The sequence below is a fragment of the Pseudoalteromonas sp. MIP2626 genome (assembly GCF_013414205.1).
Classification (GTDB): Bacteria; Pseudomonadota; Gammaproteobacteria; order Enterobacterales; family Alteromonadaceae; genus Pseudoalteromonas; species Pseudoalteromonas nigrifaciens.
On sequence record NZ_JAATTW010000002.1, the window covers coordinates 104,979 to 117,973 of the forward strand.

The 12,995-nt window shown below is 39.3% G+C and carries 8 protein-coding genes; all 8 read left to right on the forward strand.

Features of this window, described 5'->3' with window-relative positions; all coding sequences use genetic code 11:
- The first annotated feature begins 3 nt into the window (after positions 1-3).
- The 8 genes from hisD (at position 4) to HC000_RS02355 (ending at position 12,605) form a co-directional block, all read left to right on the forward strand.
- Positions 4-1,305, forward strand: a complete 1,302-nt coding sequence (hisD, locus tag HC000_RS02315; RefSeq protein ID WP_179806860.1) for a histidinol dehydrogenase — start codon at positions 4-6, stop codon at positions 1,303-1,305.
- Positions 1,295-2,404 carry a histidinol-phosphate transaminase gene (hisC, locus tag HC000_RS02320; protein ID WP_179806861.1) on the forward strand — a complete coding sequence of 370 codons (1,110 nt, stop codon included), beginning with the start codon at positions 1,295-1,297 and terminating at the stop codon, positions 2,402-2,404. The genes hisD and hisC overlap by 11 nt, the downstream gene beginning before the upstream one ends.
- The gene (gene hisB, locus HC000_RS02325; RefSeq protein WP_179806862.1) at positions 2,401-3,462 is read left to right on the forward strand and encodes a bifunctional histidinol-phosphatase/imidazoleglycerol-phosphate dehydratase HisB; all 1,062 of its coding nucleotides are present in this window, start codon (positions 2,401-2,403) and stop codon (positions 3,460-3,462) included. The genes hisC and hisB overlap by 4 nt, the downstream gene beginning before the upstream one ends.
- A complete protein-coding gene (hisH, locus tag HC000_RS02330; RefSeq protein ID WP_179806863.1) occupies positions 3,459-4,049 on the forward strand; it encodes an imidazole glycerol phosphate synthase subunit HisH in 591 nt (196 codons plus the stop codon). The genes hisB and hisH overlap by 4 nt, the downstream gene beginning before the upstream one ends.
- Positions 4,050-4,082: 33 nt before the next feature.
- The gene (locus tag HC000_RS02335) at positions 4,083-4,811 is read left to right on the forward strand and encodes a 1-(5-phosphoribosyl)-5-[(5-phosphoribosylamino)methylideneamino] imidazole-4-carboxamide isomerase (RefSeq protein WP_011330113.1); all 729 of its coding nucleotides are present in this window, start codon (positions 4,083-4,085) and stop codon (positions 4,809-4,811) included.
- A 562-nt stretch (positions 4,812-5,373) separates the two neighbouring features.
- Entirely contained in the window at positions 5,374-6,441 is a 1,068-nt protein-coding gene (locus tag HC000_RS02340; RefSeq protein WP_179806864.1) for an efflux RND transporter periplasmic adaptor subunit, read from the forward strand.
- A gap of 11 nt (positions 6,442-6,452) precedes the next feature.
- Entirely contained in the window at positions 6,453-9,518 is a 3,066-nt protein-coding gene (locus HC000_RS02345; protein ID WP_179806865.1) for an efflux RND transporter permease subunit, read from the forward strand.
- A gap of 711 nt (positions 9,519-10,229) precedes the next feature.
- A complete protein-coding gene (locus HC000_RS02355) occupies positions 10,230-12,605 on the forward strand; it encodes a diguanylate cyclase (protein WP_179806866.1) in 2,376 nt (791 codons plus the stop codon).
- Positions 12,606-12,995 lie beyond the last annotated feature (390 nt).

Consider the following 12,995-nt stretch of genomic DNA (forward strand, 5'->3'; position numbering starts at 1 on the left):
AACATGCTTCGTTGGAATGAGGAATCTTCACAAGCACAAGCAGCGGCGCTAACACGCCCTGCGGTTTCGGCCAGCGCTAAGGTTGAAGCTATATGTAAAACTATTTTAGCTAAAGTAAAAGAGCAAGGCGACGAGGCTTTACTAAACATGGCTAAAGAGTTTGATAATAGAGCGAATCCACGTTTACGTGTGCCGCTTGATGAAATAAACGCATCTGAGCAGGCGCTCAGTGCAGAGCTTAAGTATGCCATTGATACCGCTTATGCAAATGTAAAATGTTTTCATGAAGCGCAATTACCTAAAGATATAAAGTTATCGACCCAACCGGGCGTTGTGTGTGAACTGAAATATCAAGCCATCGAAGCTGTTGGTATATATGTACCCGGTGGCAGTGCTCCGCTGCCATCGTCGGTTATTATGCAAGGTGTATTAGCCCAATTAAGCGGTGCAAAAACCGTTGTACTTGCTACACCTGTACAAGGTGATAAAGCCATTAACCCCGCTATTTTATATGCAGCTAAGTTATGCGGCATTACTACTTTAATAGAAAGTGGTGGTGCAGGTGCAATTGCAGCAATGGCTTATGGCACAGAGTCGGTGCCTAAAGTGAATAAAATATTTGGTCCGGGTAACAGCTTTGTCACTATGGCTAAGCAACTGGTGGCGCAAACTGTACCTGGCATGGCCATTGATATGCCAGCAGGTCCCTCAGAAGTACTGGTTATTGCTGATGAGCGTGCAAATCCAGAATTTATTGCTGCCGATTTACTCTCTCAAGCAGAGCACGGTGCTGACTCTCAAGTTATTTTATTATGTAACAGCGAACGTATTATTGCGCAAACTCAGCAAGCGCTTACTCGTCAACTGGCTAAATTAAGCCGCAAAGAAACCGCCGAGCAAGCCTTAGCTAACTCGTCACTTATTTTAGTTGATTCAGTTGCACAAGCGTTTGACGTATCGGCGCAGTACGGCCCAGAGCACTTAATTTTACAACTAGCTGACTCAACCCCATACCTAGATAAAGTTAAAAATGCGGGCTCAGTATTTGTGGGCGATTATACGCCTGAATCCGCAGGCGATTACGCTTCAGGAACTAATCACGTATTGCCAACCTATGGTTACAGCGCAAGCTATTCTAGCTTGAACTTACTTGATTTTTTTCGCACCTATACAGTGCAAACAATTAGTAAAAGTGGTTTAACCCAGCTTGCAAAAGCTATTTTACCCCTTGCAAATGCCGAGGGCCTTGATGCTCACGCAAATGCGGTTTCAATTCGCTTAGAGGCAATTAAAAATGAGCAATGAGAGCACGCAAGCTAATAGCTTATTACCAGCAAATATTGCAGCACTTGCTGCCTACAGCTCAGCTAAAAGTGAAAAGTTAAGCGGCACAACGTGGTTAAATGCCAACGAAAGCCCCTATGCTAAAACCATCCAGCTGAGTGTTGAAGATTTAAATCGCTATCCAGATCCACAACCACAACTGGTTATTGACCGCTACGCTGCGTATGCAGAGCTTGAAAGCGAAAACGTGCTAATGACCCGTGGTGCCGACGAAGGCATAGAGCTTTTAGTGCGAACATACTGCGAAAGCGCAAAAGACAGCATTGCGCTATTTTTGCCAACTTACGGCATGTATAAAGTCACTGCCGATACACACAATGTCGCCATTAACGCACTAACACAAGCGCAATTATTAAATGGCAGTGTTGATGAAATAGTAGATGCGGTTGGCAGCTCAAAATTGGTATTTATTTGTAACCCAAATAACCCCACAGGCAGCTTAACCCCACTTGATAAAGTGACAGCAATTGCAACAGCACTTGCAGATAAAGCATTGGTTATTGTTGATGAGGCCTATATAGAATTTTGCCCAGAGCAAAGCGCTACAAAATTAATAAACCAATTTAGTAATGTAGTGGTGCTACGTACCCTTTCAAAAGCATTTGCACTGGCAGGCCTTAGAACCGGTTTTACGCTTGCACAAGCAGCAACTCTTGCGCCAATTCGTAAAGTAATAGCGCCGTATCCGGTATCTGGCGTAGTAGCAAGTATTGCAGCGCAAGCAATTGCTCCCGATGCAATTACCTCAATGCGCCGCCAAGTGATTATTTTAAACGCTTTAAAAGCTAAACTTGTACAGTGGCTAAGTGAATCGCCTGCTGTATTAAAAATTCTCACTGGTGAAGGTAACTTTGTTACTTTAAAGTTAGCCGATAAAAACTATTTTAAAATCGCACTTGAGCAAGGTTTGGTTATGCGCGCTTTTACCTTATATGGTGAAAGCGACTGGCTACGCATTTCAATTGGTAGCGAACAAGAACTTAAACAAGTAAAAATTTGGCTTGATGGCCTAGCATTGCCAACAGCCTCAGCAATTTCAGCACAACAGGAAGTATCATGAGTAACCCCTATTTATTTATTGACCGCGACGGCACCATAATTGAAGAGCCAATTACCGATAAACAGGTAGACAGCCTTGAAAAGCTGGCGTTTTTACCCGGTGTAATGCCCGCATTATTACAATTACAAGCAGCAGGCTATCGCTTAGTAATAGTATCTAACCAAGATGGTTTAGGCACCGACAGCTTTCCTACACAGGATTTTGATCTAGCCCAAAACAAAATGATGGACATACTACAAAGCCAAGGCATTAACTTTGACGAGGTATTAATTTGTCCACACTTTGACGAGCAAAACTGCGATTGCCGTAAACCTAAAACAGGTTTACTTATCGAGCTAATGCGTTCTGGCAAAGTAGATTTAGCGCGCTCTTTTGTAATTGGCGACCGTGAAACTGATTTAGGCCTGGCGCAAAATTTATGTTGCGAAGGTATTTTTTACGATGGCGATTGGAGTGCAATAGTTACTAAACTAACTACCGCAAACCGCGAGGGCCGCGTTACACGTAATACCAAAGAAACTCAAATAGATGTAGCAATAAACTTAGATCAAACTAAAAACGGCAGTATAGATACCGGCCTTGGCTTTTTTGATCATATGCTTGATCAAATTCGCACCCACGCCAACATTGGTTTAAACATTAAAGCCAAAGGCGATTTGCACATAGACGAGCACCACCTTGTTGAAGACATAGGTATTGCTCTAGGTGTTGCACTTAAACAAGCCTTAGGCACTAAATCGCAAATTGCTCGCTATGGTTTTGCCCTGCCAATGGATGAATGTAAAGCCGAAGCACAAATTGATTTATCGGGGCGTGCTTCGTTTGTACTTAACGCTAATTTTAGCCGCGAAAAAGCAGGCGATTTAGATGTACAAATGGTTGAGCATTTTTTCAAAAGCTTAAGCGATAACGCCGCAATTAGCCTAATTTTATCGGTAAGCGACGGTAACTGCCATCATCAAGTAGAGGGTTTATTTAAAGCTTTTTCTCGCGCACTGCGCATGGCAATAGCGCAAGATATTAGCCAGCAAACTGCTAGCTCTAAAGGGTGTTTATGATTGCGATAATAAATACCGGGTGCGCTAATATAAACTCAGTGCGTTTTGCCTTTGAACGTTTAGGACAAACGCCAACTGTAATTACCTCTCCAGAGCAGTTAGCGGGTTTTGAGCGCGCTATATTACCCGGTGTTGGCCATGCTTCGGTTGCCATGAAACGCTTAGTAGATAACGGTTGGCAACACGCTATAAACGAATACCAGCGCCCGCTAATGGGTATTTGCTTAGGTATGCAGTTACTGTGCGAAAGCACCGAAGAAGGTAACGTGCAGTGCTTAGGTAAAATACCTGGGCATGTAACAGCGCTTGATGTAGGTCAACTTACGTCACCGCATATGGGCTGGAACAATTTAACCATAAATAAAGAGCATGCCTTAACAAAAGGACTAACACCAGACGAGCAAGTGTACTTTGTACACAGCTTTGCGCACACGGTAAACAACGCCACATTAGTAAGTAGCGAGTACGGACAACGTTTTTCGGCCATAGTGGCCAAAGATAACTATGCCGGCATGCAGTTTCACCCAGAGCGCAGCGCTAAAATAGGCGCGCGTTTATTACAAAATTTTGTTGATTGGCAGTTGTAGGCTGCCCCTCATCTATTAATAAAGAGACACACTGTGATTATTCCAGCATTAGACGTATTACAAAATCAAATTGTGCGCTTATACCAAGGCAAATACGAGACTGTACAGTTTTACCCATTCGAGTTAGGCGCGCGTTTAAAAGAATACGCCGACAGCGGCGCAGGTAAACTTCACTTAGTTGATTTAGAAGGTGCCCGCGATCCAAGTAAAAAACAGTGGCAACACATTCAAGCGGCTACAAAAGCACTTAATGTGCCGTATCAAGTTGGCGGTGGCATTCGCTGTGAGCAAGATGTAAGTGATTGGCTAAAAGCCGGCGCAAACCAAGTGGTTATTGGCTCAATGGCGGTTGAAAAACGCGAACAAGTTAAAGCCTGGATCGAGCAGTTTGGCGCAGAGCACTTTGTTATTGCCCTTGATGTAAATAAAACAGCCACTGGCTGGGCTCCGGCAACCCATGGTTGGCTAACTGAATCTGAGTTTGGTTTACTTGAGCTAGTAGATTTTTATGCTAACTTAGGTGTTATCGATTTTTTATGTACGGACATCAGTAAGGATGGCACCATGACCGGCCCATCGTTCGCGCTGTACGAGGATTTAATTAAGCATAACTCAACTATTAAAGTACAAGCATCTGGTGGCGTAAGTTCTCTTGATGACATTAAAAAGCTCAAAGAGTTGGGTATTGGCGGTATTATTTTAGGTAAATCACTGCTCGATGGCGCCTTTAGTGTGGAAGAAGCACTAGCAGTAACACGCTAAGAATCTAATATATATACAAAAAAGCACAGTACCTATACTGTGCTTTTATTCATTAACTTAATTATTAAGCAACACCTCAGGTAAAGCCCTTAACCTAGCCTCATACAGTACTTAAAGTAGCCCTAGCAATATAGTAAGCTCTTTCAAACTCGCAATTTTGCAACATAATATACTTACCTGTATCACTGAGTTACACAATCGCACAAACAAAAACATTAACGCACAGATATATTAACGCATTGAATTTACAATGATATTCTTAATAATATGCGCTAAAGTATACTCTTTGTATAACAAATATTAAATTAACATTATAATAACAATTATAATTGCAGTATTTGGCTTTATAGCGTTTAGTTCTAATAACAACATAACAATACAGAATTACACTCAATCGATTTGGTATAATTATTCATAAGTCGTTGGGAAAGTTAATAAAAGCAATGGTGATACTCCTTATAAGTAATAAGGTTATCAAGCTTATTAATAGTTACACAGTTTGTTGTAGGTTTACCGGTTTATATAGTTTAAGCGTACCTGATTTTTATAAAAGGCATAAAATATGAATATAAAACACGTAGTAAAAAATCGATATACGCTAAGCATTGCATTAGCAGTACTACTGTCGGGCTGCTCTGAGCCTGAGGTAGATACAAAAATTGAAAAGGCCCCAAAGCCTGTTAAATTAATTACCATTAAAGATACTGCGCAATCAAACATTCTTACTTATCCTGCTACTGTCGATGCGATAAAAAGCGCAAAGTTGGCATTTCAAGTTGGCGGTAAAATAGACAAACTCAATGTTATTGCAGCGCAATCCGTATTAAAAGGTGACGAACTGGCATCGTTAGAAAAGCGTAACTTTATTAACGAAGTAAACTCTACAAAAATACAGTATGAAACAGCTAATAATGACTTTAATCGCGGAATTAAGCTCTCTAAAGATGGCGTAATTTCGGCTAGAGATATAGAGCAGCTAAAATCGAAAAAAGAAGTTGCTCAATCTCGCTATGACTCAGCAAAAAAAGCACTGACAGACAGTACTTTAGTTGCCCCTTATGATGCAATTGTAGCCGCTGTACCAGTAGAGGCGCTTGAGAATGTAAATGCAGGCCAGCATATAGTTACTTTATTTGGTAAAGGCGAAATGGAAGTGGTTGTTAATATTCCATCTTCTATTGTTGCCACCGTTGACTCGCGTACAGACAGCCGTGCCTTTGTACTTTTAGAATCAGCTGCTAATACTCCTATTCCTGCTACATTTCGTCGCGCTAATTTAGAAGCTGATACGTCTAGCCAAACTTATGAAGTTAGGTTTTCATTTGCTGTACCGCAAAACCTAAATATTTTACCCGGCATGAATGCCAGTTTACGTATCGAATTTGATAATAAGTCGACTACAAATGAAATTACTCTGCCTACATTTGCTATTTTTGAAGAAAATGGCCAGCATTATGTATGGACAGTAAGTGAATCTATGATCGTGAGTAAAACGGTTGTCACCTTAGTAAACGGTATTGGTGAAGAACTAGTTGTTACCAGTGGTATAAAAGCCGGCGATGTAATTGTTGGTGCCGGTGCAAATTATGTAACCGATGGTATGAAAGTACGCGCTTGGACTAAGTCATAGGAGCTTGAGTAATGGATTTAGCAAAGTGGACTATTAATAACAAACTCATTAGTACCATAATTTTTATACTGACGTTAGGCTTTGGCTTCTCTTCATATAAAAACATGGCACGATTTGAAGACCCTGAGTTTATAATTCGTACCGCACAAGTGTTTGTTCCTTACTCTGGTGCGAGCCCTTTAGAGGTAGCCCGAGAAGTAACTGAGCCTTTAGAGCGTGCTATTCAAGAATTGCAGGAAATTGATACCATATCGTCTACCTCTTCATCGGGTATGTCTGAGATCAAAGTTGAGATTAAATCGGAGTTTTCGCCGACAAAGTCTGAGCTACAGATAATATGGACCAAACTAAGAAATAAAATTAATGATGCTCGCCCTTCCCTTCCACCAGGTACAGGTACACCACAAATATTTGACGATTTTGGCGATGTATATGGTTTGAGCTATTTAATTACAGCTGAGGGTTACTCTCCTGATGAGCTGCATGCTTACGCTAAAAACCTGCAAAGTGATATTTTACAAGTTAAAGGCGTTGCTAAAGTAGCCATGACCGGTGTTCAACAAGAAGGTATTTTTGTTGAAATAGCCCGTGAAGATTTGGCTACTTTAGGTAGCTCAATCAGTAATATTTATTCAATTTTAGATAAGCAAAATACAGTAATAAGTGCCGGTAATACGCAAATTGGTGATCAACGTATTTTTATAGATCCAACCGGCTCTATTAATTCTATTGAAACAATACAAAATCTATTAGTGAGCGCCACCAATGACGGTAAAGCTATATATTTAAAAGATATTGCTAATGTATATCGTGGTTTTCAAAGCCCAGCAACTAAACTTGTACGTTACAACGGGCAACCGGCAATTTCTTTAGGGGTTGCCAGTGTGCTTGGTACTAACGTTGTTAAAGTGTTTGAGCGCGTAGATGAGCGCGTTAAACAAGCTGAAAACGTGAGACCCATTGGTATAACAGTGCATGAATATTATCATCAAGGTAAGGTTGTTCAGGCATCGGTAGATAACTTTGTAGTAAATGTAATTGTGGCATTAATTATTGTTGTTGTTACTTTACTTGTATTTATGGGGCTGCGCTCTGGGCTTGTTATTGGCGCAGTATTACTACTGACTATTTTTGCCACGCTAGCAACCATGGACTTTAGCGGCATACCCATGCACCGAATTTCACTTGGGGCATTAATTATTGCTTTAGGGATGATGGTTGATAATGCCATTGTTGTCACCGAGGGAATACTGGTGGGTACTAAACAAGGGCGCAAAAAGCTAGAAATAGCATCTGAAGTTGTAAAGCAAACAAGGTGGCCTTTATTAGGCGGCACTTTGGTAGGTATTGTGGCCTTTGCACCTATAGGTTTAGCACCGGGTGATACTGCCGAATTTACTGGGCATTTATTTTGGGTTATTTTAATTTCTTTACTTTACAGTTGGTTATTTGCAATTACCCTAACGCCACTATTTTGTTTTTGCTTGTTTAAAGAACAAGATAAAGACACCTCTACAACAGCTAAGCCTAATATGATTATGGCGGCTTATCAATCCATTGTTGTTAGCTCGCTTAATCATCGCTGGTTAACAGTTGCTGTAGTGATATTTACTTTTAGTGCATCAATGTGGGGATTTCAGTTTGTAAAATCTGGTTTTTTCCCAGCCTCTACAACACCACAAATGGTAGTAGATTTTTGGTTACCGCAAGGAACTGATATCGAAAAAACCAAAAAAGATATGATCAAGCTTGAATCCTTTATTCAACAGCAAGAGAGTATTGAGGGCGTACAAACCTTAATTGGTGGTGGCGGTTTACGATTTATGCTTATTTATGGAGCAGAATCACCAAACAGTTCTTATGGCCAAATATTAGCTAAAGTAGATGACTATAAAGTGCTTGATACTATGATCCCTAAAGTACAAGCGTATATAGATGACACCTTCCCAGAAGCGCAGGGCAAAGTATGGCGTTTTGTAATGGGACCCGGAGGTGGTTCTAAAATTGAGGCTACATTTAAAGGGCCAGAACCCGCAGTAATTCGTGAATTAGCCGATAAAGCGAAAGCAATCATGATTGATGACGGCGGTGCACTCTCAATTAAAGATACTTGGCGCCAGCAAGTTAGGGTTATTGAACCGCAATACTCGCCAATTAATGCCCAGCGTGCAGGTGTAACACGCAAAGCAATTGCTGAAGCGTTACAACAAAACTTTTCTGGTAAAACGGTTGGCCAATATAGAGAAGGTGAAGAGTTAATTCCTATTATAGTTAGAGCTCCCCTAAAAGAGCGCTCGAATGTTAATGATATAGGCAACATTCAAATTCCTAGCCAAATCACAGGTAAAACAATCCCATTAGAGCAAGTTACTAATGGATTTAAAACCGTATGGCGTGATGGTATTTTAAAGCGCGAAGATAGAATGTGGACAATTAAGGCTCAAGCCGATCCACTTCCTGGGCAGCTTGCATCTGAATTATTTAATCGAGTAAGGCCACAAATAGAAGCGATTGACTTACCTGCCGGTTACACATTAGAATGGGATGGTGAGTATGGGCAATCAAAAGAGTCAAATGAAATGCTTGCATCAACACTACCACTTGGCCTTTTAGCTATGGTGCTAATTGTAGTGGTGTTATTCAATGCTTTAAAACAACCTATTATTATTTGGCTTGTGGTACCGCTGGCTCTTATAGGCGTGGTATTTGGCTTAGTAACAACTCAAACCCCACTTGAGTTTATGGGGATATTAGGATTGCTCTCTTTATCTGGTCTACTCATTAAAAATGCCATTGTATTGGTTGATCAAATGGATATGGAAATTAAGCAAGGTAAACCACGTTATGATGCCATTGTCGATTCGGCTAATAGCCGAGTAAGACCAGTAATGATGGGAACACTAACAACAGTACTTGGGGTAATACCGCTTTATTTTGATGCATTTTTCCAATCAATGGCGGTTGTATTAGTATTTGGCCTACTCTTTGCCACATTACTAACCTTAATTGTTATACCTGTGCTTTACGCTATTTTTATGGGCGTTAAAAAGGATGAACGTACGCCAGTTAATGCCTAAGGTAATAAACTAAATATTGCAAAGTAAATAAAATATACGGCCAGCTAATGTAAAATATTATCTGGCCGCATGCTTTTTTATACCCAACCCACAACATAAAATATCGCTCTATGCTGTTGATAAATAACTAGCTTCATAACTTTAATAAAGTGCCCATCGGCGTACTTGTTAACACTGTTGGCGGCGATGGTACAGGTAAATAAAACCCTTGCGACATTAAAGTAGCCAATTTAAACGCGTATTTGATATGAATGTGTTTACCATGTGCCGACTTTGTCAATTAGTGGCTCCTCACATGAAAAATAGCGATTATGGCAGCATAATTAATATCTCTTCTATGGCGAGCGTTAACAACAGCCCCGCTATTAGCGCCATGGCCCACGCGCTGTAAGTACTGATGCACTTAAAAAGTGCTTACCTCTGAAGTATTAAAACAATGTTACTTCATACTTTATTATCAATACGTTAAAGCTAACTCCATAGTTAATCCAACAAACTCATTTTATATCGCAACTTACTTAACATAACCAACTTGCTTAACCCTATTTCCCCGTTATAAAACCTCTAAAAACCCTCATACTAACGGTACTAAAATAACCCAAAGTAATATTTTTCAGTTAAGCATTTAATGGTCAACACTATATTTGTATACTATACTTAAGTTATTCATAAATAGGCCCTTAGAGCTTATAATTAAGGTGAGGGACCGCATTGACTAATCATTTAACGCTACATTTTGTAACGCCAGAAATGCTCAAAGCAGCGGTGATCACAGCCAAATATGACACCATACTTGTTTTAGCATCTGTATTTACAGCGGTATTTGCATCTTATATTTCATTTTTACTTTCTGCTCGTATTAAAGGCGCGCAACTTAAAAACGAAAAGCTTTTTTGGACCCTACTGTCATCATGCTTTTTAGGTGCAGGTATTTGGGCAATGCATTTTGTTGGCATGTTAGCCTACCAACTCCCTATTCCTGTAAGATACAATATACCTATAACACTAGTTTCAATTTTACCCAGTATATTTGCTAGTTATTTTGTTATATCCCCTAATTTAGAGCGTTTTAAACACTTATGGTTAAGAAGTATACTTATGGGCTTAGGTATTTGCAGTATGCATTACGTAGGTATGATAGCCATGATAATGCCAGCGCATATGGCTTATGAGCCCATTCTGTTTACGTTCTCTGTATTTATTGCCGTAGCACTTTCGGGCTTAGCTTTAAAAATAAATGAATTACGCCAAACAACGCAAAATAAACAAAAGCGGGTTAACTTCTTAGCAGCGCTGGTAATGGGCAGTGCTATTTCGGGTATGCATTATATTGGTATGCTCTCTATGTATGTATTTGAATCTAGCCATACAACCTACCTTGCAAATGACAACAGTGCACAACTTGCCCAAGTGATTATATTTGTAGTGCTAGTATTGAGCTTATTTTTAGTAGGCAGTATGGAATTACGTGCCAGAAGCTTGTTATCGGCAAAATTAAAAGCAGTACTAAATACAGTACAAGACGTAGTGATATGTTTTGATCGCCAAGGCATTATCGAATTTGCTAACCCTCCAACCGCTAAAGTATTTGGTTTTGATCAACAGGCGTTAATTGGCAAAAACATTGCTATATTGCTGCCAAAAAAGCATGCAAAGTTTTATCATTCATTTAATGAAGATCAACCCAGTTTTGGCAAAAGCCAATTATTACAGGGGTGCAATAAGTGTGGGCAAGTTTTTCCCATAACAATCGCAATCAACCCTATAAGCGAGTTATCTAACGCCCCTTTAGTCGCTACTATTAAAGATTTAACCGATATTCAAAACCAAGAAGCCTTTACACAAACTATATTTGATACCCTACCTAACATTTTATTTATTAAAGAAACTAAGAGCCTAAATTATAGTCATGTAAATAAAGCCGCTGAAAAATTACTTGGTAAATCACAAGAACAGCTTATTGGACTAAATGACTTTGATATATTCCCAGCAGAGCAAGCAAAGTTTTTTGTAAAAGCTGATCGCAAAGTATTGAACTCCAACAATTCGCTAACAATTAACGAAGAACCCGTAACCATAAATGGAACAACTCGTTATTTACGTACTCACAAGGTGATTATAAAAGATAGTATAGGTAAGGCTAAGTTTTTACTTGGTATTGCTGAAGATATTACTGAGCTCAGAGAAGCTAGAATTGAGCTAGATAATTTGCATCATCGAATGGCATTAGCCGCAGATGCGGCTAATATTGGCATATGGGAATGGAACTTTAAAACCGATGTGCTTATTTGGGATGATTGGATGCACACACTTTATGGCATTAAAAAGAGTACTTTTTCTAGTAACTATGCTCAGTGGTCACAAACAATTCATCCTGATGATTATGATAGTGTTACAAATAGCCTGACCAAGGCAATAGCAAACAATGAAAAGTTTCATGCTGAATTTAAAATTATACTGCCCTGTGGAACAATACGTTATATAAACGCCGATGGCCGAGTATATGGTGATAGCATAGTCGGTATTAATTCTGATATTTCAAAGCGTATTATCGCTGAAAACGAAGTACTAAAACTAGCTCAAACCGATTATTTAACAGGGCTTGCAAACCGTAACAGCCTAACAAAGTTTGCTGAATGTGAGTTTAGAAAAGCTAAACAAGAGAACAGTAAAGTAGCTTGTTTATATTTTGACTTAGATAAACTTAAGCCAATAAACGATACTCACGGCCATATAGTTGGCGATTTTGTATTAACCGTAATAGCCGATCGTTTAAAGGATATTACCCGTAAAACAGACTGTATCGCGCGTATTGGCGGGGATGAGTTCGTTGTTATAAGCACCGATATTGAAAACGTCAACCAAATAGAAAAACAAATAACCAGATACTTAAACGCTATTGAGTTACCTATTGTGTTGCAAGATAACGAACTCTTAATTACAGTGAGCATTGGCTATGCGTTATATCCCGACGAAGCAGCAAACTTAGATGAGTTACTTAACAAAGCGGATAAAAGAATGTATGAACATAAAAGTAAAAAGCATGATCATGCTAATAACAGCCAACCACAAGTCAATTTAAGTTGAGCATTTAATTTTAACAATACATAACTTAAATGAACTGAACTGAAAAACTCAAATATTCCTACAGCTTCACTATGTATATCCTAAAAAGCGCTAAGTTAGCGGCTGCTTAGAGCCGTTCATTATAGGTTAACGCATTAATACAGCACGTAATTAGCATCCGTAAACACGCACTTTTTGTTATTTATACAATCCTCTGAATAGCTTTAAAAGTAATTAACTATAAGATATTTCGCCTATAAATAACGCTTAGATATATATATACTGTAGGTAATTATTAAGATCACTTTTGCCGACAATAATGTTTTTGATGTTGTTGTTATTCATGCAAAATATTAACGAAAAGAATAGTTGCTATGATTTTTAAAAATAAACACACTACCTGCGAGACTT

Excerpts from the sequence above, each read along its gene's own strand:
- hisD (WP_179806860.1), top strand. The coding sequence starts at position 4 with ATGCTTCGTTGGAATGAGGAATCTTCACAAGCACAAGCAGCGGCGCTA.
- hisC (WP_179806861.1), top strand. The coding sequence starts at position 1,295 with ATGAGCAATGAGAGCACGCAAGCTAATAGCTTATTACCAGCAAATATT.
- hisB (WP_179806862.1), top strand. The coding sequence starts at position 2,401 with ATGAGTAACCCCTATTTATTTATTGACCGCGACGGCACCATAATTGAA.
- hisH (WP_179806863.1), top strand. The coding sequence starts at position 3,459 with ATGATTGCGATAATAAATACCGGGTGCGCTAATATAAACTCAGTGCGT.
- HC000_RS02340 (WP_179806864.1), top strand. The coding sequence starts at position 5,374 with ATGAATATAAAACACGTAGTAAAAAATCGATATACGCTAAGCATTGCA.
- HC000_RS02345 (WP_179806865.1), top strand. The coding sequence starts at position 6,453 with ATGGATTTAGCAAAGTGGACTATTAATAACAAACTCATTAGTACCATA.